Source organism: Allobaculum fili, from assembly GCF_020969955.1.
Lineage (GTDB): Bacteria > Bacillota_I > Bacilli_A > Erysipelotrichales > Erysipelotrichaceae > Allobaculum > Allobaculum fili.
Map to the genome: position 1 here is coordinate 37,312 of NZ_JAHDSX010000007.1, position 23,493 is coordinate 60,804.

The window sequence follows — 23,493 nt, forward strand, 5'->3', positions numbered from 1 at the left end:
TTTGCTTATAATTAGACCACATTAGCGAAGGGAAAAGATTATGTACAAAATTCTGGAAAAGAAGGTGCTCAATCCGACCGTCGTTCAGATTACGGTCGATGCGCCTCACGCTGCCCGGCACGCGAAAGCCGGTCAGTTCATTATTCTTCGTGCAGACCAGGACGGTGAACGCGTTCCGTTTACCATCGCTGCCGCCGATCCCGAAAAGGGAACGGTAACGATCATCTATCAGGTGGTCGGCGCCTCCACAAGAAAGCTCATGGCTTTGGAAGAAGGCGATGAACTCGCGGACTTTGCCGGTCCATTAGGCCGTCCTTCGGAAATTGAAGGCGAAAACGTCGTGATCATCGGCGGCGGTGTCGGCTGCGCAATCGCTCTGCCGACGGCCAAGGCATTCCACGATGCCGGTAAAAACGTCACAACGATCGTCGGCTTCCGCAATAAGGATCTTGTCATTCTCGAAGACGAGTTCAAAGCCGTTTCGGATACGTACTATCTGATGAGCGACGACGGTTCGGTTGGCGAAAAAGGTCTGGTTACCGCCAAACTGAAAGAGCTGATCGAAAACGGACAGAAAATCGATAAAGTCATCGCGATCGGACCGCTGATCATGATGAAATTTGTCTGCGCTCTGACCAAGGAATATGACATTCCTACCGTTGTCTCCATGAACCCGATCATGATCGACGGTACCGGCATGTGCGGCGGCTGCCGCCTCGTTGTCGATGGCCAGATGCGTTTTGCCTGCGTCGACGGTCCAGATTTTGACGGACATAAAGTCGACTTTGATTCGGCGATGAGCCGCAATGGTGCCTATAAGGAAAAAGAGCATCACGACTATGAAGAAGCCTGCCGGCTTCTGAACAGGAAGGAGGGGGACTGAACATGCCGAACATGCAGATGAACAAGCATCCGATGCCCGTTCAGGAACCGGATATCCGTATTACCAACGTCGAAGAAGTCGCTTTAGGCTATACGCCGGAAACGGCAATCGAAGAAGCCAAGCGCTGCCTCAACTGCAAGCACAAGCCCTGCATCGGCGGCTGCCCGGTCAATATTCATATTCCGGACTTTATCGCGAAAGTTGCCGAAGGCGATTTTGAAGGCGCTTATCGCATCATTTCGCTGACCAGCTCGCTGCCGGCCATCTGCGGCCGTGTCTGCCCGCAGGAGTCGCAGTGCGAATCCAAATGCGTACGCGGCATTAAAGGCGAACCGGTGGCCATCGGCCGCCTCGAGCGCTTTGTTGCCGACTATATGCGCGAAAAAGGCGAAGGCAAGCCGGAAAAACCGCAGCCAAACGGTCATAAAGTTGCAGTGGTCGGTGCCGGTCCAGCCGGACTTTCCGCAGCCGGCGATCTGGCCGGCATGGGCTATGAAGTTACCGTATTTGAAGCCCTGCATACGCCGGGCGGCGTACTCATGTACGGGATTCCGGAATTCCGTCTGCCCAAAGCCATCGTTCAGCACGAAATTTCCAAGCTGAAAGATCTCGGCGTTGAATTTGTGACCAACTTCGTAGTCGGCCGCTCCGAAACGATCGAAGAGCTGATGAACGAAGGCTATGAAGCCGTCTTTGTCGGCTCCGGCGCCGGTCTGCCTAACTTCATGAATCTGCCCGGTGAAGAGCTCAAGGGCGTATTCTCCGCCAATGAATTTCTGACCCGCTTCAATTTAATGAAAGCGTACCGTGAAGATTCGCCGACCCCGATCCAGCATCCGAAAAAGACGGTCGTTGTCGGCGGCGGAAACGTCGCCATGGATGCGGCGCGCTGCGCAAGACGTCTTGGCAGCGAGGTGTACATCGTCTACCGCCGTTCGCTCGAAGAACTGCCGGCCCGTAAGGAAGAAGTTGAACACGCCATGGAAGAGGGAATCATCTTCAAACTGCTCAACAACCCAGTTGCCGTCCACGGCGATGAAAACGGCTGCGTGAATGCGGTGGAATGCATCGAAATGGAACTCGGCGAACCGGACGCTTCCGGAAGAAGACGCCCGATTGCCAAAGAAGGAAGCAGCTTCATGATCGATGCCGACTGCATGATCATGGCGATCGGTACTTCGCCAAACCCGCTGATCCGCTCGACGACCGAAGGTCTGGAAACCAACCGCAAGGGCTGTCTGATCGTTGACGAAAACGAAATGACGACCCGCGAAGGCATTTACGCCGGCGGGGATGCCGTTACGGGTGCCGCTACGGTTATTTCCGCGATGGGTGCCGGCAAGAAAGCCGCCGCAGCCATCGACAAGGCGCTGCTCAAAGACGCCTGAGTTTTCCCGATTCTGCTTTAAACGATTCAAACTGCAGGCAGAAGGCCTGTCCGGATTTTTTGCGGACAGACGCTTCTGTCTGTTTTCACGTTTTCTTCCCGATTCTTTTGTATCTTTTGTCGCAGCACAAATACGGGTGCATGATTTTTACTGATCCAGTCTTGCTTTACTGAACGGATGAACCGGTTTGGTATTAAACCCGTTTTCTGCCTTGTGAAAGAGACGAAAAAGCGCAGGAGAAACGAATCGCCTTTGTCTATCGGCAATTCAAATATTTGCCAATCAAATTCATGCAGGCAGGATGCAAAGTTGACAAGGGGCAGGAATTCTTTAAAATAAAACCGAAATTCAATCACAAAGGAGCCATAACCGACATGATCAGTTCGAACGATTTAAAACCAGGACAGACAATTCGCGTTGGAGATGATATCTTCGTAGTTCTGGACACCCTTCAGAATAAGACAGCCCGTTCTGCAATGGTTGTCAAAGCCAAAGTCCGCAACCTGCGTACAGGAAGCAACGTAGAGCTTTCCTGGGGCGGCGGTGAAAAAGTAGAGCCTGCCATGATCGACAAGCGCGAAATGCAGTACCTGTACGATACAGACGATGCCATGGTTTTCATGGATAACGAAACTTACGAACAGATTGAGATCCCGACAGTTCGCCTGGAATGGGAACGCAAATTTGTTAAGCCAAACGATAACGTAAACGTAACCAGCTACGAAGGCGAAATCATCGGTGTTTCTCTTCCGGACAAAGCAACTCTCCAGGTTGTTGAATGTGAACCAGCTGTAAAAGGCGATACCACCAGTGCTGCGCAGAAAAATGCAAAACTGGAAACCGGCCTTGAGCTGAAAGTTCCTCTGTTCATCAACGAAGGCGAAATGATCGTTGTTTCGACTGCAGACGGAAAATATTCCGGACGCGCGAAAAACTAGTCTTCTTCCAAGCCGCATACCGCGGCTTTTCTTTTTGGTTTTTTGCCTTTATTTAAAGGCTTGTTTTAATTATTTTGCTATGAATTTGTTATAATGAAAACCGTGCTTAAGGAGGAAATGAATGACCAGACTGTCCCGTAAAGACCGTTACCAGGATCTGCGTCAGACGATCAGCGACCAGAATGGCGAAGCGAAAACTTCCGCGCCAAGTGCGCAAAAAAAATGAAAAGACCGTTCGCCTGGCCGCACCGGATGTCAAAAGCGAAAGCCGTGCCAAAGCGGCTCCGGTAAACAGTCGTGCACAATCGACAAACCCTGTTCTTGAAGATCTGCTTGGAGAAGTAAAACAGTACAACCTCTCCAACGGCGATCTTGTCAGTGACGATACACAAATGCAGATTCTGCATACCATTAACAGCGACCGAAACCCCGAAGCGGATAAGCGAAACCGTCATCTTGAAGAGATGGAAACCGCCGCTCCAGGTTCCACGACGCTCAATCTCTACAGCTCCGATCTCATGGATCTGGCTGCCAGAAGCAAGAGCCAGAAAGAAGAAGCGGCCCAAAAAGCAGCCGCCCAGGAAGATCAAGAGCCAGTAGAGCGCGAAATTGAAGTGGATTTAAGCGTACTCGAGTCCGCTTCAAAAAAGCATTCTGCCCGCGATGACTTCTTCGCAAAACCCGAATCCGAACCAGAAGAGGAAACGACAGAAGCATTCGAAGAAGAATACGAAGAGAAGCCTAAAAGCCGGCGCAAAAGAAAACCGTTCTTTAAGTCCCGCAGAAAATCCAGAGACGATGAAGACGAATATGTCGAAATCGATGAGGAAGAAGAGGTGCCTGGCGCCTTTGATGACGACGCTCTCGTCGAAGAGGATGTCATTATCGCCGCCCCTGCAAAACGCTCCGAATTTTCCTACGACGATCAGGATCGCCTCTTTGATGAAGACTATAACGATCTCGATGCAGAAGACGAAGTCGAAGAAAAGCGTCCGACACACCGCAAAAAACACGCCCGCAAAGCCAGAGCAAAAAAGCCGGAACTGCATACGCAGGATGAAGAAGACGAAAGTGAAGAATATTCCCGTCCTCGCGCTTCCGTTTACGATCAGGAAGATCAGCCTGTTTCCAAAGGCGCAGCCATTTTCATGATCGTCTGTGTCATCCTTCTCGTCATTCTGATTATTCTTACGATTTTCTGGATGTCCAAACTCGGTATTTTCTAGATTTTAAAGGAGGAGATCCAGACGTAAAAAGCGTTCTGGATTGAATAGCTGATGCAAAAATTCAATGTGGCCCTCGATGGGCCAAGCGGAGCCGGCAAATCCTCTGTTGCCGATGAAATCGCCCGGATCTATGATCTGATCCATCTCGATACCGGAGCCATGTACCGGGCTCTGGCCTGGAAGCTGCACGCGATGCAGATGGAGCCGAAAAGCTCGAAAGAACTCGAAGACGCGCTTAGTTCCATCGATCTGAAAGTGAATCCGGCCGATCAGAGCATTTCCGTCAACGGTGAAAATGTCTCCCAGATCATACGTACGCCCGAAGTCAGCCGTCTGGCATCGATTTATTCCGCACTGCCGGAAGTTCGAATACGGCTGGTGGCCCTGCAGCAGGAAATCGCCCGTTCCAAAGGCTATATTCTGGACGGACGCGACATCTGCGATGTCGTGCTGCCCGATGCGGACGTCAAAATCTATCTGGACGCTGCGCCGGAAGCCCGTGCAAAGCGGCGTATGCTTCAAAATGAAGAAAAGGGAATTGAAGAGCCGTACGAAGAGGTGCTGGCGGCCATCATCGAGCGCGACGCGCGCGATAAAAACCGCAAGGAAGCCCCGCTTCGCGTTTCCAAAGACGCGCGTGTTCTTGATTCCAGCAGCCTGAATTTCCAGGAAACCGTAGACGTTGTCTGCGAATGGATTAATCAGGCACTCTCTGCGCAAAAAGCAGAGGCTCACGCATAATGAATGCATAAAGTCTGCGAGGCAGACAGAAAGAAGTGTTTTTTATGATGAAAGGTACAGTGGCTGTAGTCGGCCGGCCAAACGTCGGCAAGTCTACCGTCTTCAACCGCATCATCGGCGAGCGCAAGTCGATTGTCGATGATACGCCGGGCGTTACCCGTGACCGCATTTATGGACAGACGGAGTGGCTGACACAGCCGTTTTATTTAATTGATACCGGCGGGATCCAGCTGGAAGATCAGGCGTTTGCGGATGAGATCGGCATGCAGGTCGATATCGCGATTGAAGAAGCAGATGTCATTCTGTTTCTGGTCAACGCCATCGAAGGCGTTACCGATGACGATATCGCCATTGCCCGCAAGCTGCAGAAATCGAAGAAACCGGTTGTTTTAGCGGTAAATAAAGCCGATAATGAAAACCTGCGCATGTCGATTTACGATTTCTATACGCTCGGTCTTTCCGATCCGATTCCCATGTCCGCTGAACATGGAACCGGAGTTGCCGAAGTCCTCGATGAAATTGTAAAATACCTGCCGGATAAAAAACTGAAAGTCTACGACGGCATGACGACCTTCTGTGTCATCGGCCGTCCAAACGTCGGCAAAAGCTCGCTCGTCAACGCGATTCTCAAAGAAGACCGCGCCATCGTCTCCAATGTGGAAGGCACAACGCGCGATGCCGTCGATACGCCGTTTCGCTACGAGGGCCGCGACTATGTCATTATCGACACCGCAGGCATGCGCAAGCGCGGAAAAGTCTGGGAGAACATCGAGAAGTATTCCGTTCTCCGTGCCGTTTCCGCGATTGAGCGCGCCGATGTCGTCCTGTTTCTGATTGACGGAGAAAAAGGAATCCGCGATCAGGATAAGCACGTCGCCGGACTGGCCCATGATGAAGGAAAAGGCGTCATCATCGTCTACAACAAGTGGGATACCGTAGAAAAAGACGAAAGAACGATGAACGAAATCTCGAAAAAGATCCGCGAAGAGTTCAAGTATCTTTCCTACGCGCCGATTGCGTTTGTCTCCGCGAAAACCGGAGCCCGCGTCAATACGCTGCTCCCGCTGATCGATCAGGTCCATGATGCCTGCACGATGCGCGTTCCGACTAACGTACTGAACGACGTTATTATGGACGCCCAGATGATGAACCCGCCAAAACCGCATAACGGCAAGCAGCTGCGGATTTACTACGCTTCGCAGGTTTCTGTATCGCCTCCGACGATTCTGATATTCGTCAACGAACCGGAACTGTTCCATTTCTCGTACAAGAGATACCTGGAAAACAAGCTCCGTGAGGCTTTCGGATTTATCGGAACCCCGATTCGAATTCACGCAAGGAAGAGATAAAAATGAAAACTGTTGTGATTGGCAGCGGAAGCTGGGGCACAGCGCTGGCTCAGGTTCTCTGTGACAACCATCAGCCTGTCGAACTGATCGGCGTCGACGATGCCGAAATTCAGGACATTAACCAAAACCATAAAAACTCGAAATACTTCAGGGACGTCGATCTCAATCCGGCCCTTCACGCCACAAAGGACTGGAACGTTTTAAACGACGCGGACGTCGTCCTCTTTGCGGTACCGACTGCAGCCATTGAATCGGTTGCTTCAAAAGCCGCAGAGCATGTAACGAAACCCGTCATTGCGGTCAATGTTTCCAAGGGCTTCAACCCGGGAAGCGATGAGCGCATGAGCCAGGTCATCCGGCGCGTCATGCCGGCGGACCGTCTTTCCTCGGTCGTTTCTCTGATTGGACCTTCCCACGCGGAAGAAGTCATTGAGCGTCAGCTGACCAGCATTGATGCGGTCAGCCTGAAGGAAGACGACGCGAAAGCCGTTCAGCTGCTGTTTTCCAACCAGTATCTGCGTATTTATACTGGCGACGATGAAATCGGCAGCGAACTTGGCGCCGCCGTTAAAAACGTCATGGCGATCGCCTCGGGCATCATTGCCGGTCTCGGGTACAAGGACAATACCCGTGCAGCGCTCATTACCCGCGGCCTGCAGGAAATGATCCGCTTTGGCACGCGCTTTGGCGGCCGTCCAGAAACGTTTGTTGGTCTGACCGGCATCGGCGATCTGATCGTTACCTGTTCCTCTATCAATTCCCGCAACTTCCAGGCCGGTCTTCAGATCGGCAAAGAAAATGACGTCACACATTTTCTTCAGACGAACAAGAAAACGACCGAAGGCATTCGTACTGCAAAAGTCGTTCATGATATCGCCGCAGAAACCGGAATTGACATGCCGATCTGCGAAGAGGTCTACCAGATCCTTTTCGAAGGCAAGGAACCGAAAAACTGTGCCTGTGATCTTATGCTTAGAGATTTAAAGAAGGAGTTTTAATTCATGCCTAAGTACGTAAACAAGGATTCTCTTACAGACAGCCTTTCTTCTGCATTCAACCTGAAGAAAAAAGACTCTGCGGAGATCGTGAACCTGCTTTTTGAAGAAATGTCGGAGGCTCTGATTTCCGAAGGAACCGTTGAAATTACCGGCTTTGGAAAATTCGTTATTTTTGATCGCAAGAAACGAATGGGCATCAACCCAGTTACGAAAGAACGTATGGAAATCCCAGCGACCAAACTTCCTAAATTCAAACCCAGTCAGACACTGAAAAATCGCTGCAACAACCGGGAGGACTAATCCCGGTTTTTCTTTGTCTGCGCAAGCCTGTATGGTAAATGTAAATTTTCTTTGAATGGGCGACCCATCGGTGAAAAAGTGTTAAAGGATGATAATATCAACCAACTAGTATAATAAGAAGTGGAAAAACATCATAGAACACCATCAGAAGGCGATTTGGAAAGAAATTTTTGACCGTTAGATACGAACGTATCTGCCCCGATCCGTTTACGTATCGAGGCAAAAAAATTTCGGTATTTAGATCGCCTGCTGGAAAAGAGGAATATTTATCATGCATTCTATCGTTTTGGCCGGAGGCTGTTTCTGGGGCGTAGAAGCCTTCTTTCGCCAGTTTCGCCCGCTGCACACGCAAGTCGGGTATGTAAACGGTCCTGGAGAACATCCAATCTACCGGGATGTCTGCGAGGGAAGCGGACATACCGAAGGCATTCGCATTGAATACCCGGACTGTATTGAGCTGCCTCAGATTCTGGCTTCCTATTTTTCCATTGTCGATCCGGTCAGTCTGAACCGGCAGGGAAACGATATCGGCATCAACTACCGTACCGGCATTTATACGAACGATCCAAAGGAAGCGGCAATCGCGAAGGGCATGCTGGAAGACTTGCAGAGGCATTATTCCAAACCCATTCAGATTGAGGTAGAACCGCTCAATAACTTCTGCCCGGCAGAAGAGGAACACCAGAATTATCTCGGTCGCAATCCCGGCGGCTATTGCCATATTCCTAGATCGCTTTTGCATGGATGCAGACTGTTTACCATGCGCGAGCTTCGCGAGGAATATCCATCGCTGGCAAAAACGATGCCTGCACCAGAGGAAGATGAAATTTTCTAAACAGCCTGACCAGATTTAGATTTTATGCGAAGAAAAAGCGGATCTGCACAAGAAGGAAATGCCTTCAACGCAGATCGCGCTTTTTTACTTTATCCAGGGAATACAGCCGGCTTGCCGCTTAAGAAGAAAGCTTGCCGATAAATTCCTGTACGCGGGTTTTGGATGAAGAGAACAGCTCTTCGGGCGTTCCTTCTTCGAGAATCACGCCGTGTTCCAGAAAAATGATGCGATCGGAAACTTCTCTGGCAAAGCCAAGTTCGTGGGTGACAATGACCATTGTGATGTGTTCGCTGGCCAGCTGTTTTAAAACTTTCAGCACTTCGCCAGTCAGCTCCGGGTCCAGTGCGGAAGTCGGTTCATCCAGAAAGAGAATTTCCGGCTTCATCGCCAGAGCACGGGCAACGCCTACGCGCTGCTGCTGCCCGCCGGAAAGCTGGCAGGGATAGGCATCGGCTTTATCGGCCAGACCAAACTGCGCCAGCAGATCCAGAGCCGTCTGTTTCGCCTGGTCTTTTGGCGCCTTGAGCACGCGCGTCTGGGGATCCGTAATGTTCTTTAAGACGGTGTAATGCGGGAACAGATTGAAGTTCTGAAAGACGAGTCCGAAATACCGGTGGAGCCTTGCCAGCGTCTTTTTATCGACATACTGGGAAGGTCCGTTTTCTGTGCCCTGAGCTTTGCAGACGGGATCGCTGCCGTAATAAAGGGAACCGTGGTCCATCGTCTCTAACAGCGTGGAGCAGCGAAGCAGGGTGGATTTGCCGGATCCGGACGGTCCGATAATCGAGACGATTTCGCCGGGCATGACCTGAAGCGAAACGTCCTTGAGCACTTCGTTTTCGCCAAACGATTTGGAAAGATGCGAAATTTTCAGTACGGGCATCGAGGCGTTTTCATTCGAATTCATAAAAGCGCTCCTTTCTATACCCGGTAATAGGCGTAATGCTTTTCAATCCGCTCACAGACAAAGCTGACGATCAGGTTGAACACGTAGTAGTACAGACCGGCAATCATCAGCGGCATAATCGTCGCCTGCGCTGCGGCAAGCTGTTTGGCCATTGTAAACATTTCCGCTACCGCAATGACGAAGGCCAGAGACGTATCCTTAACGAGCGTGATGATTTCGTTGGTAATCGCCGGCATGACCTGCTTGATCAGCTGCGGCAGCAGGATATGAAAGAACGTCTGGGTTCTCGAATAGCCAAGGACTTTCGCGGCTTCTTCCTGGCCTTTGGGAAGGGCCTGCAGACCGCTTCGATAAATTTCCGCAAAGTAGGCAGCGTAATTGATCGAGAACGCGATAATGACGGCAATAAAGCGATAGTCCGCGCCGACTTTCATACGGAACAGATAGTACGGGCCAAAATATACGACGATCAGCTGCAGCATCAGCGGGGTGCCGCGCATAATGGAAATGTAGATGCGGGTAATTGTACTTATAATTTTGTTTTTGGACATTCGGCCAAAAGCCACAATCATGCCAAGCGGCAAGGAAAAGATCAGGGTCAGCGCGAAGATTTCAATGGTGACCAGAAGGCTTTTGCCGATTTCCAGAAATGTATACCAGTCCATCGCAAAGCCTTATTTCTTATAATCCTCAATGACAAGGAAGTCCGTCAGACCGTATTTCTCGGCAATTTCCTGAACCTTGCCTTCGTCATACAGCGTGTAGACATCGGCCTGTACTGTGTCACGCAGATCGGTATTTCCTTTCAGGAAGCCGATGGCGTACACTTCGGAAGCCAGCGGCTCATCCAGCTTGCGGAATGCACCGTCTCCACGGTTGGCGATCTGGTAATCCGCGACGCCGACATCGAGGGCAACCGCGTCAATTCCTCCGGCTTCAAGATCCATGAAGGCGGTGTTGTAGTCGCCGTACTGCGTCAGGTTGGCGAAGGAACTTGCCAGATCGGCGTTATCTTCGCTTTCCAAAGCCGCAAGCGCGGAAGAGTCTTTCTGTACGCCGACGTTTTTGCCGGCCAGATCGGCCGCGCTTTGAATATCGGAGTCTGCCGGTACGACGAATACTTGCGAGTTATCAATATACGGATCGCTGAAGGTGTAATCGTCTTCACGTCCGTCCATGGTGAAGCCGTTCCAGATGCAGTCGATCGTGCCGTTGGAAAGTTCCATATCCTTGGAATCCCAGTCAATCGGCTGTTTTACGAGCGTCCAGCCTTCCATTTCAGCGACCGCTTCGGCCAGTTCCAGATCAAATCCGGTGTATTCGCCGTTCTCGTCTTTATAGCCGTATGGCGGGAATTCGGCGTCGAAGCCTACCGTAAACGTTTTCGCCGAAGCGTCGCTTCCGCTCTGGCTGGAAGCTTTTGCGCTCTCACCAGCATTCGAATTGCCGGAGCAGCCGGCAAGCAGGGAACCGGCGACCAGAGCCGATAAAAGCAGGTTGGTTTTTTTCATAATTTTTCTCCTGTCCTAATGAAAAGGAACAGGCTGTGCAAAGGGACAAATGTCCGAAGATTTTGACAGGCTGTTCACAATATTTGAAAGTTTATCACACTTGAAAACGACAATCCCGCGTCTTTCCAGAAACTGTAAATGTTTTCAGGATTATGACGGAAACGCAATCAAAATGCAATGCGTGTCCAGAAGTACGCCTGCCCACGATAACAAACTTCTTCTCGTTCTCCATATCTCTTGCCCAAAGGGGACGGATTTTTTTAAGGAAGAATCTCCCTGTCCAAAACCGTTCTCTCTGCGCCAGAGTGAGGCGGATTATCGAGCCCGCTTTGCTGATCCGGCAAAATACAGACATCTGGATTTTCAGAGATCGATTGTGAAATTCGATTTCAAGCGTAAATTCTGACATCGATCATTGGGCAGGCATCGTTTGGTTTTATCATCCGAAAAGTATAATGGTATTGCCGATTAGGAAGGGCTGATGCCGATGAAATATATGACGGTACAGAAGGCATCAAGAAAATGGGACATCTCCGATCGCCGCGTGCGCTATCTCTGTTCCAATGGCCGAATCCGCGGAATTCTGCAGCAGGGAAGGCGCTATCTGATTCCGGAAAACGCAGAAAAGCCTAAAGATGAGAGGGTAAGCCGCAATAAAGCGGCTAAAGAGCGTAAATACAACGACTTTACCCGGCTCGATCTGCTCAAGAAGCTGGTTAAGGAACTTCCGCAGGAAGATCCTCTGACCCAGGCGGTCGGCAGGAAAAACTTTATTTGTGAATTTGCCAGTTCCATCTGCGCCCAGCAGGGAGCGGATCTCAGTTTTGAACAGGCTTCGCATATGGTCGACGGTCAGGTCGAACCAGTTTTTTCCCTTGCCGAACATCTCGACGTTCGAGGCGTTCACGATGCCTGGATTTATTTGTTCAGCTGTCTGAAGGAAAAGAAAACGCTCAGCCAGAACATGATTCGCGCGGTCCATTCGCTGGCCGATCTCAATCATTCCTTTTCGCGCGGAAAGTATCGGAAAGTGCATGTCCGCATCTGTGCGGGTGCCGATCGTTCCATATCCCTCGATCTGATCGAACCCAAACTCAGTGAACTGCTCAATCTGAACTCGCGCTGGAAAAAGGAAATGCATCCTATTGAACGGGCTACGCGCTTTTATCTCGAGTTTCTGGCGATTCATCCCTTTGAAAATGCCGACAAAAGTGTTGCGCAGCTGCTTCTCTGCTACGATCTGATGCAAAACGGCTATCCGCCTTTGGTCTTCATACAGGAGGATCTGGACGAATGGCAGCAGGCCGTAGAAGAATACGAAAGCGACCGCAATGCTAAGCGGATGGTTCGTCTGGTCCGCCGCAAGATGGAAGAGAAGATGGAAGCCGTTCTTGCCGCAAACCGGGCCAAACGAAAACGCAAGGCGGCCCGAAGAAAAAAGATTGCCCAGACGCTGCAGAGGCAGCTGCCGTCCTTTGAACAGACGGAAAGTCTGCGCTCCTGATGCATATGCAGCAGTAAAACCGGAAGAAATAAGAATCCACAGATACGGATGCTTTTGTCTTCTGGTTTTGTTTCTTAACGAATCCTGAATCCTCTATTAAGCTTCTTTACAGCCGTCTTTTGAAATGTTGATCCGTGCTATAGTACAAATATCGAAAATCCTGTGTTCCTTTCGTCTGAACTGGACTGAACGTGAACCGGATTCCTTATGGAGGAAACAGAATGGGAATTCTCAGATGGGGAATTGACGCAGCCGCTTCAGCGTATGCGGATCAGCCCAAAGAAGTATTATTTGCGGAAGGATTAAACAACGATGTCCTGGCCGTTCCCGCAACGGCAAAAGGAAAAAAAGGCACGCCAAACGTCTTAACTGACGGCTCCGTCTTTAACGTTGGAATCAACCAGGCCGCACTGCTCATTGAAAATGGTCAGGTTCATGATTTCGTCATTGCGGACGATGAAAAAATGACCGGTCAGTATATTTACGATACGTCCCGTGAGCCGTCCTTATTAAACGGCGGAACCCGCGAATGGAAAAATGTCTGGAATCTGGTGAAGAGCCGTTTCCAGTACGGCGGCCAGTCTCCAAACCGCATGCAGCTGGTGTATATCAACCTGAAGGAAATCACCGAAAACCCGGTTGGTGTCGGCAAAGTACCCTTTATCGATACATATCTCGGTACACGTCTTCTTTTAGGCGTTCATGGCTACTATACATTCCGGATTTCCAACCCGGCAGCGTTCTATGAAAATCTGCTGATGGATCCGTCGAAAAAATACCGTAAGGAAGAAATTACTGAACAGCTGCGCGTGGAAATGATGCCGAAAATTTCCGGTGCGCTGACCCGCATTGCGCCTGCCTGCGTAAATGGCTATCAGGATATTTACGTTCACGATACCGATCTTGCCAACGCGCTCAACGAAGCGCTCGGTCAGGAATGGCTCGACAAACGCGGCATTGAACTCGTGAAAGTCGCTCTGAACCCGGAAGTTGCCCCAGCAGATCTGGAACGCGTCATGCAGCTGGAAAATGCGCGCACGCTCTCCAACTCCCAGATGGCGTTCGGTTCCATGGTCAATGCGCAGAACAATGCGATGCAAAACGCTGCAGCCAATGCCAATGGGGCAGTAAACGGCTTTATGGGAATGAATATGGCCGGTGGCAATTCGCAGACCGCCTCGCTCCTTGCCCAGAAAATGGAACAGGAAAAGGCAGCGCAGGAAGCAGCAGCCAAAGCAGCGGCTGCGCCTGCACCGAGCAGTGATAGCCAGACCTGGGTTTGCGCGAACTGCGGCGAAACCGCAACTGGCCGATTCTGCGCAAACTGCGGGACGTCAAAACCTGAAGTGAAATTCTGCCCGAACTGCGGAGCGAAAACGACTCCAGGTTCCAAATTCTGCACCAACTGCGGAACGAAACTCAGTTAAGCGTCCAATCGCCTGGTTCATCACATTCAAAACCGAAACGAAAGGCTCAGTCCCGTACAGGAGGCTGAGCCTTGTCTCGTTATGGGTATTAGAAAGAGGAGTCTTCTTCACACCAAAGCAGATCAGTTCCCAAACAATATTGTTTTTTAACACTTAGAAGCCGTACATAATGTTCTTAGATTCATGCTCCCAAGGAGGTCATGTGATGGATGAATTGATTAAAGACGTCGTGATAAGGATATTGGAAAACAACCGTGAACTGGGATCCTTGTCTGGCGATTTCGCTAAAGGAAAGAGGTTAGCCTATTACGAGATTTTAGATTTAATTAATAGCAGATTAGAGATCCTCGGGAATAATCCTTCTTCTTTTGGCATTAAAGACGATCCGTTCAAATTGATCAATTTAAATTAGCACATGCAGGCGAGTCGCCTGCTCCGAAAGAACAGACAATGAAAACCGGCTTATTAATCCGGAGTGTTTCTGGATGTTTTAAAGCGTCAAGGGCTTGAAAAAGCGGTTCGATAATCGAAGGATCGGTGAAATCACAGGACTGACTCAACAATCTGGACATGGCCTCTTCCTGCTCTGATTTGTCCTTCTTCTTTTTGAGCATGCTGGCAAGCATTTTCAACATCAGCCGGCTCGCCAGAGACATCTTTGAATAATTCAGACCGCCTGGAAAATAGAAAACACGCTCCGGGGCAGTATTCAGTGCTTTTCCAGCTTCATCGAGCGCCAGGAGCGTATCCGGAAAAGGAGAAGAAGCGGCTCCGGTTACAAAAAGAAAGACGGGCTGATCTGGATTATTTTTTCGGATTTTGGCAAAGTCGGCAAGGGCATGAAGGTTTCCCGCCTGCATCCAGGTCCCAAAGATCAGTACGTCAAAAGTCGACAAATCCATAGTTCGGCTTTTGGAGAGCGGGAAGCATTCGCCATCAATCCGGCTTGCAATCCATTGGGCGTACCGCTCTGTAAAGCCGGTCTGGGAATGGCAGAGGACAGCTGTTTTCATCCTTATTCTCCTTTGTCTGCGGAAAGTCGGGTTTCCGGCAGTTTGTCTTTTTTGTTTTCTGCGCGCTTTTCTTCGATTTTTGCAGGAACAGGGGACTCTTCATCAGGTGCTTTCATTGCGGCTTTTTCCAGAAGATCTGCCCCGTTTAACAGGCTGAGAAGCATTTCAAAAAGCGCGAGCGTCTGATCCTCATTCAAGCCGGTGAACAGTTCGCCAAGCTGCTCGCGATACGGAGCGAAAGCTCCGTCAAAACAGGCATCCGCTTTATCAGTCAGAAGAATCATTAAAGCGCGCGGCCGATCCGGGTTTGTTTCTATATGGACGAAGCCCTTCTTTTCTAAAGAAAGCGCGAGCTTTTTAACATTCTGCCTTGAACAGCCGAGCATCTTGCCGCATTCTCCCAGGCTGAGCGGCTGCTCAAGGTCATGCAAAGTCGACAGCAGCATGAACTGGCGAAGTGTAACCTCCGGAATACCTGCATCAAAGAGATTCTGGATCCGATTTGTCAGCATGAACAGAAGATTGAAGATGGCTCTTTGCGCAAGTTCCGGATTTTGAGAGGACTTCTCGATTCGATCTTTGAGTTCCATGAGATTTCTGTACCTTTCCTTCCTGTAAAAATGCTCGACTTCCTGTATTGAATTAGAAAAGCTGGCTTTTAACCCGCTATATGTAACTGGTTACCTATTATATACCATCCCATCGTTCTGCTCTCCATCTTTTTTTCGGGTAATATTTTCAGTGGCGAAAAATTTCAGAAAAAAGGCCCGAAATCCATATAAGATTTCAGGCTGTAGGATATGCAGTGATCTTGTGCGTGCGGATCAGCCGAGTTTCTTACGGCGAAGCGTTTTCGAATTCAGAATGACTGCGTCTTCAAAATGGTCATAAATTGCATCTCTATGTAGATCAGTGAGTCTGCGTCTGGCTGTCGGATTTTCTGGGTCTTCGATGTTGATTTTATAAGTCAATACCGTATAGCTGTCCTGAGGAATTTCCCAGAAGGAAACGCAGTAGTATGGCTCGCTGCCCTCCTCTTCTTGCCAGAACGAAAGGGAGGAGCGGATTTTGGTCTGCTTTCCGGATTTCAGCAGGACGTCCAGTTCTACAGTTCGGATGGCTTCCCAATACGTTTCAACGATAAATCGGTTTATAGTTCCTTCATTTGCCGGGGTCTCCGATTCGATCTTGGAATTGTTTTTCGCATCGATCAGTTCGTTTCTGAATTGGGTCATATGGGAAATAAAAATTCGGTCATACACATTTAAGGATCCTATTTCCGGACTTTTCTCAGGAATGACGGATTGCTCATCGATTTTAAGAGATACATCAAGCACAGTGAATTTTTTACACCACGGATCCATCTTCTGGTCTTTATCACTTGTCTGATAAAGCAGCGATCCCTGGCCGAGCTCAAAATATTCAAGCTGATATCTTCGAAATGTTAAATAGGCCATTGATCCCGCATCGTCCTGCAGATTCACGTAACAGCCGCCCTTCGAAACGCGTTTTCCAAGCCATTGCAGTCGAGGCTTTATTTCCTTTATATAGCTTCGTACCCGATCGAGAACAGGAAGAAAATCCTGAACTTTACGATCGTAAAGCCATTCATTAAAAAGATTTACGCCTAGGACACAATCAAACTGCATCAGATCGCATTCTCCTTCACTTATCATCGTAATCTTTCGAAAGGATTTTTCCCTGGAAACAAGCCGTTCAAAAGGGATAGCCGATGAGGAAGTATCGAGTACATAAATGGGCGATTGAGGAAATCTCTTCACAGCAGCCCCGGCATAAAGCAGCGCCTCTGGTCCCCATACGAGAATGGACTGTCCATTGACCGATGGCATATGTTTCATAAGCAGATTCAAATTTAAGATCAGACGCATAAAGCGCAAATATGAGGATTCCGACTGCCAGTTTCTCCTTTTCAGAACAAAACTGTCCAGATGAATTTCGCCAAAATGCGCATATCCATTTTGATCACATGTGTAATCTTTCATTACATCCGCAAGACCAAGGCGGTCAGCATAAGCGATAACGGATGGATTCTCATCCCGAATTTTTGGAACGATAGAGCTCCAGGAGGGTAATTTCGCACTTTTCTTTTTCTTTTTGGAAGACTTTGCGGAAGACTTTTTCTTTTGACTCATATGGACTCCTCGTATAAATCCTGATCAGTTTCAGCAATTTCCCTTACTTGACGAACTTCGAGGTGCGTTAACATCTTGAACAGGTCAGGATACTTTTCATTTGATAAACGATCCGCGTTCTGAACCTGGACCAGCCTTTACTTTCTATAAAAAACTGGTAAGGCCCTGAAAACTCTATTCTTTCTGAGATACAGACGGTAAGGAGTTCGGCAGAACGGGCTTTCAAATCCATAGTTTAACAGACAAAAAGCTGAAAAGAGTGAATGGGCTGATTCGCTTTTCAGCTTTTTGGCGTATCCGAATCGATTTATAAAGCCGGCAGCTCTGGAGCAGTGGAAATATCCGCGTCAATTGAAATTTCTGTCTCAGCGGCCCGTACAAACACGAGCTGCGGTCCAAGTTCTTCAATTTCCTCAGCGGTGATAGTATCAAAGTCAATATCCGCCATTCGATGAATCCGGACAATATAGGCGCCCTGTGCGTATTTGAGCAGACCGACATTGATTCCTGAGGTATACACAATTTTTCCTTTTACATCTTTTGGTCTTGCTGTGGCTACAATCGGGGCATCCACAATGCCTTTGTACTTTCGAAACCATTCCACAATTCCGGGATGGCGGGAAACAATCACTTTGGAAGAATCAAAAGGAAGTCGAATGTAATAAATCGCCCGCTCATCGCTGGGAAGATCGCTGTCATACGGCTTTTTGTACTGACAGGCAATCCGGCCTGTGAGAACCTCAATTTCAAAATCTTCTTCAAATGCGGCCTGTGCATGTTCATAACCGACTTGCTGCAGCCGCATAAATCGTAAAGCACTTTTCGGAATTGTTTTCATTGTTCCATTCTCCTTTGATCTCGATCAGCCTGCGATGTCTGAAAGGACTTGCGTCTTCAAAAATCGGGTAGCAGACATGTCGAATTATATATGGAGGATTGGAGGTCTTTCGATCCGTGCCGGAATGTACACAAAACAGGGCAATTTTGTACAGACGAATGGAAGGTCTACAGGCGTTCCGGCGAATCAGGATGACTGCTTCTCTTTCCATTCATGATCGAAATCTGCGCAAATCCATTGGATGACGCCCTCGTAACCCGCCTGGAGGAAGGGGATCCCCTGTTCGCTTGTCACGAAAGAACGCCGCAGACAAACGGAATTCCGTTTGTTCTGCGGCGTTACTCTTTAGAAATACTGGGTAAATCCATATTCTGGATGGCTTAGTCCACCCGCGTTCAGACAGAAGTTTTAAACCATCTGCTCAAGCCGTTCAAAAACCGATCAGAATCGGAAACGGCTGTTTTGAATCCTGAGCGAACGTTGCAAGAGAGACTAGAACAAAGAATTATTCGAATTCGGGACTTTGCGCAGACTCAGCAGCAGGCGGTTCATGTGTTGGGCCTGTTCATCGATCTGGATCTGACTTTGCGGTGCAGAAAGAATGGATCTGGCCTTAGAGAGTTCCTCTTCCAGTTTATCCATCGAAGACTCTGGGAATTCCGTACGGTTCTCAAGCAGGCTTTCTGCTTTAGTAACAGTCATTTCCAGGGCGTCCAGAACAAAGTCGATTTTGGGATACTGAATAGCCGCAATACCGGCAAGAAGGGCTGAATTTAAAGTCTTGGCCTGGGTGGCATTGTCTTCCAACAGACCCGCAACGGCTTCATTAAAGCCTGGGTAAACTGCGCTTTATGCGTCGAATCTGGATCGTAGTCTTTGGTGCGCAAAACGGTAATTGCCTTTACGACACTGTTTCCAAGATCCGATCCAAAAAGGGAAGACGGTCTGCGCAAAGCCTCAATAGCCGCATTGAGCGTATCGGTCAGTTCATCAATTTCTGACTGAGAGAAGCTGTAAGAGCGCAGCGCGAAGTCGGCTTCACTCAGGGCTTCCTGCAGGGAATTCCAGCCGCTTACATAATCGCTTTCCTTGAGGTTTTTCGCAGCTTCAACGGCTTTGGAAAGCGCGCTGCGATCTTCAAGCGTTCCATACGTTGTGGTAATCGTTTTGAAACCGAATTTGCCGGTGGTAACCAGACGGACCGTGTGAGTTCCCAAAGGCAGAGACTGAATATCGATTCCTTTGCGATAGGCATCTGTACTGTCTGTGCAGTTTACAACGCCATAGTCCTTGTCATCGATGTAAATATGGGCACCGGTTTTGCCGCCGTCAAACTTGGTCATCATGGAAATGCCGGTACCGGTAAAGGCGTAGCTCAGCGTCGCATTGGCGCTGTTATTGTACGTTTCGTAATCGCCGGCCGCTTCATCTTTCCACTGCCCCCATCCGCTGCTCTTTTGAATCTGATCGGAAGAGCCATACAGGGTCGTATCGGGCGTACCTTCCACATATTCCGGTTTGGGAACGAGGCCGCTTTGACGAATTTCAAGGGCGTCAAAGCCAAATTTGCCGGTAGGGACAAGTCTTACGGTATGTTCGGCTTCTTCTTCTAATGAATGGGAGAAAACCGCTTCATACGTATTTTGTCCGTCGTTTCGCTTTGTGCTCACTGTTCCAAGCGACTGATCGTCTACGAAGACTTCACAGCCGCTCTGGCTGCCGTCTTTTTTCGCATAGAGAGTAAAGCGGCTTCCTGTGAAGGTATAGGAGAGGGAAGTGTTCTGCCAGTTATTCGATTCGACATACGTTTCGTAGCCGGAAAGCGTTCCTGCCTGCGTGCCAGAAGCCGGCCAGCGGCCCCAGGTTCCGGTTTTCTCCATTTCATCGCCAGGAACAACGACCGTTTGCGCTGGACGTTCCAGGGCGGTTTTGCGCTGTGGATATTTGCCGGCTTCGGCATCCTGTCCCTGATCGTCTTTGAGCGTAGTCGTAAAGACGCAGTCGCCCCCACAAGCAAGGGTATCCGTGTTCCAGATCATAAGCCGTAAAACGCTGCCGTCTTTGAGATCTTCTGGAATCGACATGGACACGGGAAGGGAGACTTTTTCTTTGGCTTTGAGCGTGAGCGGTTTGCTCTGGACATCGACAAGAGTATTGTCGGGGGCAATCAGAGATGTGGTGATCATCAGATTCTGAGCCGTTTTGGACGTCAGATCCAGCTCACCTTCATACACAGTGCCTGGTACAAGCGATTCATAAGCGGCCATAAACTGGGCACTCAGGTCAGTTTTACCATCCTGTGTCAGCTTGCGTCGTACGCCGGAAAGACGGGCATTGCCTAAGGAAATCGAACCGTGCCCTTCGGTTTCCAGCTTCACATCGGGGCACCGATAAACAGAAACACGGATAGCGGCTGATTCGCCCGGTTCAAACGTCTTTTCATAAATCGTCTGATTTTTCGCGATCAGGCGCAGAAGGACCGTCTGGGAAGAGGGGTTGAAGGCTTCAGCTTCGAAAGCGCCATAGCCGCCGTCTTCTCTGGTGAAGTTATTTACAGTCAGTTCCGTCTGGGCCGGCAGGGAAACGCCGTTGGAATAGCGGGTGTTTCCGTGCTTGAGCGGCTGACCGTCTGCTGTGCGATTTTTAATGATGGTTTCGGGCAAATCGTCCAGATCGCACAGGTACTGATATCCGGTTTTGATCGGTTCATTGACCGACTTGAGCGAATACAGCTTCAGTTCGGAGAACGAGGCGTATTCGTCTTCTGGAATGGAATCAAACAGAACGCGGATGTTTCGATACGGTCTGGTTTTCAGGAATGTGATTTCATCCGGGGCTGTCTCAATGGTGGAGGCATCGTAGGAAACAAGCGTTTCCCAGTCGTCTTCGCTGACTGCATCTGCGGTTTTTCCCTGCAGCGTATAGGGCAGCTTTTTGCCGTCAAAGAGTACGGCTGCTTTATAGAGAATGACTTCTCCATGTTCCATGGTCGCGTTGACGTACTGGCCAGGCCCGGCTGTGGAAGCTCTCCATGACGTTTTTGGATCCTGATCGAGAACGTTCTGACGATCGGCTTCGTTGGAAGACGCTTCGCAGGGAACGCCGTTGAGATCGCGCAGTTCGTAGGCAGATGCCTCTTCAATATCGGTCAGAATAATGCCGTCATTGTTCATGAAGGAACCGTACAGTGTGGAAATATCCGCCTCGCTTTCTCCTGTGGAGTCGCCCGTGGTCCTCAGGGTGATTGCCGCCGATTTGAGACCTTCGCTTTCGGCGACGATGCGGGTGATGCCGGCGTAGTAGGAGCGGAATTCAATGGCGCCTTTTCCATCAAGCATGGATTTGTTTTCCGAATCCGGATCGAGAACAAAGGTTTTGCCGGTCGGGAAAATACCCGGGCCTGCTACGACTTTCAGCGTGATCTTGCGCTTTACGCCGATCCAGTTTCCTTCATCGTCTTTCAAAGTCGCGATGAGATGGGTATCCTGCGTGCCGTCATCGCGAAGAACGGTGTCGGAGGCGGTCAGTTCGATTTTTGTCGGGGTCCGGACTTCGAGAATTCGGGCTCAGGATGATCCGGATGGAATTCATGGCGATACCAGTACCATTCTTTTAAAGGCAGTCGATAGTAGTCGACGATGCCCATATCGCCATAGCTTCTCGCAGCGACCGTTCCATGATGGAACATGCACCAGAGGGAAACGCCGCTTCGCCAGGCGTATTCGATCGGGCGATCGTTCTGGCTTTGTACATGATCGTAATGCGGTGCATAGGTGTCGCCCTGAGAGCGGTTAGCGGTATGCGAGCCGTATTCCGTAACCATGTTCGGTACGCCTGGATTCTGACAGGCGCCAATCGAAGCGCCGTCGCCGTTATAGCCGGCGACTTCAACGCCTTCAATTTTGTCATAGCCGTCGCGCTGCGTGCCGCCAAGGCCAACTGCACGGGTCGGATCGAGCTCTTTGCACTTTTTGGCCATGCGGGTAATCAGGGCGCGCTTTTTATCATTCGTGCTGGCGCCGGAGTCATCGTTTACACTCTGAAAGAACGTTTCGTTTCCCATGCTCCAGACCATGATGGACGGATGATTGCGGTGAATGCGAATCATTTCTTCCAGCATCTGCATGCAGGAGTCTTCAAACGCTGCCTGATCTTTTACATGTGTCGGGTAGCCGTTGGCGGTATAATCGGACGAACCTGGATTTTCCAGATTTCCTTCGCCGCCGGCGCCGCCGATAAACCAGAAGGCAGCTTCGGACCAGTAGGCAATTCCGAGTTCATCGCACGCCTGCGTATAGATAGGAGAATGCGGATAATGACTGCCGCGGATAAAGTTGAATCCGCCGTCCTTGACCATTTGAACGTCACGAACCAGAGCCGAATCGCTGACGGCATTGCACCAGCCGGCGTGATCCTGATGGGCGTTTACGCCGTTGAGCCAGACGTGTTCGCCATTCAGGAAAAAGCCCTGATTGGCTGTCCATTCGCACCAGCGAAAGCCCATGCTCGTCTGAACGGAGTCGACCAGCGAGTCTGCACTGTAGACTTGGGTAACGACCGTATAAAGGTAGGGATCGGCCATGCTCCACAGATGAGGCTTGGAAATTCCAGTATACGTGTCATCAAAGATGGCGCTCTGTCCAGCTTCAATCGTTTTGGGGCTGGAAGAAAACTGAGCGACGGCTTGGCCGTTGGCGTCCAGCAGTGTATGGCGTACACGAACCTCGGCAGCCGTTTCGTTCTGGTTTTCTACCTCCGCCTGCATGCGCAGATCGGAAGACGATCTGGATACGTTTGGCGTCTGTACAAACGTACCGTACCAGGCGACATGAACCGGGTTTTCATAAATCAGCTTTACATCGCGGTAAATACCGCCGGTGAAATTATGGTCGCCAGCACGCGGAGCAAGCTGCGGATTCCAGGTGTTGTCAACTTTTGCGGCGAGGACGTTCGTTCCTTCGTGCAGATACTCGCTCAAGTCGAATTCAAAGCCGGTATAGCCGCCTTGATGACTGCCGACTTTATCGCCGTTGACGTACAGATCGATGGTGTGGAAGACACCGTCAAAATCGATCTTGATTTTGTTCTGAAGCGATTCGGCACTGACTTCGAATGTCTTTCGATACCAGCCGATGCCAGTGTAAAACTTCTGTTCCATGAAATAGGGAATGCTGAAATCGTGCGGCAGGCTGACGTTATACCAGTTCGCGTCGTTAAAATCGCTCTGGTACGCCTGCGGTTCATCTCTGCGGACAAACTTCCAGCCGCGGTTGAAGTTTTCCTCTTTGCGTACGCTGGTCTGGGCCGGGGGATCAATGGCTTCTTTTGCCTGCAGCAGGGCAGGAGGCGCCATAAGGCTCAGAAACGTAAGGACAGAAAGGAGATACATCCATACCTTCTGAATACTTTTCATACTTTTCTCTCTTTCTTCTCCAGGCTGATCGCGAAAATTGCCCGAATATTGTCGGATCGGTCTGTCTGT

At 49.9% G+C, this 23,493-nt stretch carries 23 protein-coding genes; 13 read left to right on the plus strand and 10 right to left on the minus strand.

The window, feature by feature from the left end:
• The first annotated feature begins 40 nt into the window (after positions 1-40).
• The 9 genes from Afil_RS02910 to msrA all read left to right on the plus strand — a co-directional run bounded on the left by Afil_RS02910 (position 41) and on the right by msrA (position 8,658).
• A complete protein-coding gene (locus tag Afil_RS02910; RefSeq protein WP_230267022.1) occupies positions 41-883 on the plus strand; it encodes a sulfide/dihydroorotate dehydrogenase-like FAD/NAD-binding protein in 843 nt (280 codons plus the stop codon).
• Between the two features lie 2 nt (positions 884-885).
• Positions 886-2,271 carry an NADPH-dependent glutamate synthase gene (gene gltA, locus Afil_RS02915; protein WP_230267023.1) on the plus strand — a complete coding sequence of 462 codons (1,386 nt, stop codon included), beginning with the start codon at positions 886-888 and terminating at the stop codon, positions 2,269-2,271.
• Positions 2,272-2,645: 374 nt separating this feature from the next.
• Positions 2,646-3,209, plus strand: coding sequence for an elongation factor P (efp, locus tag Afil_RS02920; protein WP_230267024.1), 564 nt, complete (start codon positions 2,646-2,648; stop codon positions 3,207-3,209).
• Positions 3,210-3,418: 209 nt separating this feature from the next.
• Positions 3,419-4,435 (plus strand): hypothetical protein, encoded by a 1,017-nt coding sequence (locus Afil_RS02925; protein ID WP_230267025.1) that lies wholly within the window; start codon positions 3,419-3,421, stop codon positions 4,433-4,435.
• A 51-nt stretch (positions 4,436-4,486) separates the two neighbouring features.
• The gene (gene cmk / locus Afil_RS02930) at positions 4,487-5,176 is read left to right on the plus strand and encodes a (d)CMP kinase (RefSeq protein WP_230267026.1); all 690 of its coding nucleotides are present in this window, start codon (positions 4,487-4,489) and stop codon (positions 5,174-5,176) included.
• Between the two features lie 44 nt (positions 5,177-5,220).
• Positions 5,221-6,525 (plus strand): ribosome biogenesis GTPase Der, encoded by a 1,305-nt coding sequence (der, locus tag Afil_RS02935; protein WP_230267027.1) that lies wholly within the window; start codon positions 5,221-5,223, stop codon positions 6,523-6,525.
• Positions 6,526-6,527: 2 nt separating this feature from the next.
• Positions 6,528-7,523 (plus strand): NAD(P)H-dependent glycerol-3-phosphate dehydrogenase, encoded by a 996-nt coding sequence (locus tag Afil_RS02940; RefSeq protein WP_230267028.1) that lies wholly within the window; start codon positions 6,528-6,530, stop codon positions 7,521-7,523.
• Between the two features lie 3 nt (positions 7,524-7,526).
• Positions 7,527-7,823: an HU family DNA-binding protein gene (locus Afil_RS02945; protein WP_230267029.1), complete on the plus strand. Its 297-nt coding sequence runs from the start codon at positions 7,527-7,529 to the stop codon at positions 7,821-7,823.
• 271 nt (positions 7,824-8,094) lie between these two features.
• Positions 8,095-8,658: a peptide-methionine (S)-S-oxide reductase MsrA gene (msrA, locus tag Afil_RS02950; RefSeq protein WP_230267030.1), complete on the plus strand. Its 564-nt coding sequence runs from the start codon at positions 8,095-8,097 to the stop codon at positions 8,656-8,658.
• A gap of 118 nt (positions 8,659-8,776) precedes the next feature.
• On the opposite strand, the gene Afil_RS02955 is transcribed toward msrA, so the two are convergent.
• Genes Afil_RS02955 through Afil_RS02965 form a run of 3 tightly spaced genes read right to left on the minus strand, consistent with a single transcriptional unit; the run spans position 8,777 to position 11,076 of the window.
• Positions 8,777-9,565: an amino acid ABC transporter ATP-binding protein gene (locus Afil_RS02955; RefSeq protein ID WP_304504422.1), complete on the minus strand. Its 789-nt coding sequence runs from the start codon at positions 9,563-9,565 to the stop codon at positions 8,777-8,779.
• A gap of 14 nt (positions 9,566-9,579) precedes the next feature.
• Entirely contained in the window at positions 9,580-10,230 is a 651-nt protein-coding gene (locus tag Afil_RS02960; RefSeq protein WP_230267031.1) for an amino acid ABC transporter permease, read from the minus strand.
• A gap of 9 nt (positions 10,231-10,239) precedes the next feature.
• Positions 10,240-11,076: an amino acid ABC transporter substrate-binding protein gene (locus Afil_RS02965; RefSeq protein ID WP_230267032.1), complete on the minus strand. Its 837-nt coding sequence runs from the start codon at positions 11,074-11,076 to the stop codon at positions 10,240-10,242.
• 481 nt (positions 11,077-11,557) lie between these two features.
• Here Afil_RS02965 and Afil_RS02970 point away from each other — a divergent pair, with 481 nt between their 5' ends.
• From Afil_RS02970 to Afil_RS02980, 3 genes are all read left to right on the plus strand, one after another.
• Positions 11,558-12,580, plus strand: a complete 1,023-nt coding sequence (locus Afil_RS02970; RefSeq protein ID WP_230267033.1) for a Fic family protein — start codon at positions 11,558-11,560, stop codon at positions 12,578-12,580.
• Between the two features lie 221 nt (positions 12,581-12,801).
• On the plus strand, positions 12,802-14,007 hold the full coding sequence (locus Afil_RS02975) for an SPFH domain-containing protein (protein ID WP_230267034.1): 1,206 nt from the start codon (positions 12,802-12,804) through the stop codon (positions 14,005-14,007).
• Positions 14,008-14,212: 205 nt separating this feature from the next.
• Positions 14,213-14,419 (plus strand): hypothetical protein, encoded by a 207-nt coding sequence (locus Afil_RS02980; protein WP_230267035.1) that lies wholly within the window; start codon positions 14,213-14,215, stop codon positions 14,417-14,419.
• Here Afil_RS02980 and Afil_RS02985 read toward each other — a convergent pair.
• From Afil_RS02985 to Afil_RS02995, 3 genes are all read right to left on the minus strand, one after another.
• On the minus strand, positions 14,406-15,020 hold the full coding sequence (locus Afil_RS02985; RefSeq protein WP_230267036.1) for a flavodoxin domain-containing protein: 615 nt from the start codon (positions 15,018-15,020) through the stop codon (positions 14,406-14,408). The genes Afil_RS02980 and Afil_RS02985 overlap by 14 nt on opposite strands.
• 2 nt (positions 15,021-15,022) lie before the next feature.
• Positions 15,023-15,610 carry a MarR family winged helix-turn-helix transcriptional regulator gene (locus Afil_RS02990; protein WP_230267037.1) on the minus strand — a complete coding sequence of 196 codons (588 nt, stop codon included), beginning with the start codon at positions 15,608-15,610 and terminating at the stop codon, positions 15,023-15,025.
• Between the two features lie 234 nt (positions 15,611-15,844).
• Positions 15,845-16,255: a hypothetical protein gene (locus Afil_RS02995; RefSeq protein ID WP_230267038.1), complete on the minus strand. Its 411-nt coding sequence runs from the start codon at positions 16,253-16,255 to the stop codon at positions 15,845-15,847.
• A gap of 146 nt (positions 16,256-16,401) precedes the next feature.
• Between Afil_RS02995 and Afil_RS03000 the strand changes: the two genes are divergently transcribed.
• Positions 16,402-16,635, plus strand: coding sequence for a hypothetical protein (locus tag Afil_RS03000; protein WP_230267039.1), 234 nt, complete (start codon positions 16,402-16,404; stop codon positions 16,633-16,635).
• Positions 16,636-17,480: 845 nt separating this feature from the next.
• Here Afil_RS03000 and Afil_RS03005 read toward each other — a convergent pair.
• The 4 genes from Afil_RS03005 to Afil_RS03020 form a co-directional block, all read right to left on the minus strand.
• Complete coding sequence (locus tag Afil_RS03005; protein ID WP_230267040.1) at positions 17,481-18,011, minus strand: hypothetical protein; 531 nt, start codon at positions 18,009-18,011, stop codon at positions 17,481-17,483.
• Positions 18,012-18,503: 492 nt separating this feature from the next.
• Complete coding sequence (locus tag Afil_RS03010; RefSeq protein ID WP_230267041.1) at positions 18,504-18,818, minus strand: hypothetical protein; 315 nt, start codon at positions 18,816-18,818, stop codon at positions 18,504-18,506.
• A complete protein-coding gene (locus tag Afil_RS03015; protein WP_230267042.1) occupies positions 18,785-21,475 on the minus strand; it encodes a hypothetical protein in 2,691 nt (896 codons plus the stop codon). The genes Afil_RS03010 and Afil_RS03015 overlap by 34 nt, the downstream gene beginning before the upstream one ends.
• Positions 21,476-21,534: 59 nt before the next feature.
• Positions 21,535-23,424 carry a glycoside hydrolase family 2 protein gene (locus tag Afil_RS03020; protein ID WP_230267043.1) on the minus strand — a complete coding sequence of 630 codons (1,890 nt, stop codon included), beginning with the start codon at positions 23,422-23,424 and terminating at the stop codon, positions 21,535-21,537.
• Positions 23,425-23,493 lie beyond the last annotated feature (69 nt).

What these genes read in the sequence shown, in the direction of transcription:
- Afil_RS02910 (WP_230267022.1), top strand. Translation starts at nt 41, where the DNA reads ATGTACAAAATTCTGGAAAAGAAGGTGCTCAATCCGACCGTCGTTCAG.
- gltA (WP_230267023.1), top strand. Translation starts at nt 886, where the DNA reads ATGCCGAACATGCAGATGAACAAGCATCCGATGCCCGTTCAGGAACCG.
- efp (WP_230267024.1), top strand. Translation starts at nt 2,646, where the DNA reads ATGATCAGTTCGAACGATTTAAAACCAGGACAGACAATTCGCGTTGGA.
- cmk (WP_230267026.1), top strand. Translation starts at nt 4,487, where the DNA reads ATGCAAAAATTCAATGTGGCCCTCGATGGGCCAAGCGGAGCCGGCAAA.
- der (WP_230267027.1), top strand. Translation starts at nt 5,221, where the DNA reads ATGATGAAAGGTACAGTGGCTGTAGTCGGCCGGCCAAACGTCGGCAAG.
- Afil_RS02940 (WP_230267028.1), top strand. Translation starts at nt 6,528, where the DNA reads ATGAAAACTGTTGTGATTGGCAGCGGAAGCTGGGGCACAGCGCTGGCT.
- Afil_RS02945 (WP_230267029.1), top strand. Translation starts at nt 7,527, where the DNA reads ATGCCTAAGTACGTAAACAAGGATTCTCTTACAGACAGCCTTTCTTCT.
- msrA (WP_230267030.1), top strand. Translation starts at nt 8,095, where the DNA reads ATGCATTCTATCGTTTTGGCCGGAGGCTGTTTCTGGGGCGTAGAAGCC.
- Afil_RS02955 (WP_304504422.1), bottom strand. Translation starts at nt 9,565, where the DNA reads ATGAATTCGAATGAAAACGCCTCGATGCCCGTACTGAAAATTTCGCAT.
- Afil_RS02960 (WP_230267031.1), bottom strand. Translation starts at nt 10,230, where the DNA reads ATGGACTGGTATACATTTCTGGAAATCGGCAAAAGCCTTCTGGTCACC.
- Afil_RS02965 (WP_230267032.1), bottom strand. Translation starts at nt 11,076, where the DNA reads ATGAAAAAAACCAACCTGCTTTTATCGGCTCTGGTCGCCGGTTCCCTG.
- Afil_RS02970 (WP_230267033.1), top strand. Translation starts at nt 11,558, where the DNA reads ATGCCGATGAAATATATGACGGTACAGAAGGCATCAAGAAAATGGGAC.
- Afil_RS02975 (WP_230267034.1), top strand. Translation starts at nt 12,802, where the DNA reads ATGGGAATTCTCAGATGGGGAATTGACGCAGCCGCTTCAGCGTATGCG.
- Afil_RS02980 (WP_230267035.1), top strand. Translation starts at nt 14,213, where the DNA reads ATGGATGAATTGATTAAAGACGTCGTGATAAGGATATTGGAAAACAAC.
- Afil_RS02985 (WP_230267036.1), bottom strand. Translation starts at nt 15,020, where the DNA reads ATGAAAACAGCTGTCCTCTGCCATTCCCAGACCGGCTTTACAGAGCGG.
- Afil_RS02990 (WP_230267037.1), bottom strand. Translation starts at nt 15,610, where the DNA reads ATGGAACTCAAAGATCGAATCGAGAAGTCCTCTCAAAATCCGGAACTT.
- Afil_RS02995 (WP_230267038.1), bottom strand. Translation starts at nt 16,255, where the DNA reads ATGACCCAATTCAGAAACGAACTGATCGATGCGAAAAACAATTCCAAG.
- Afil_RS03005 (WP_230267040.1), bottom strand. Translation starts at nt 18,011, where the DNA reads ATGAAAACAATTCCGAAAAGTGCTTTACGATTTATGCGGCTGCAGCAA.
- Afil_RS03020 (WP_230267043.1), bottom strand. Translation starts at nt 23,424, where the DNA reads ATGAAAAGTATTCAGAAGGTATGGATGTATCTCCTTTCTGTCCTTACG.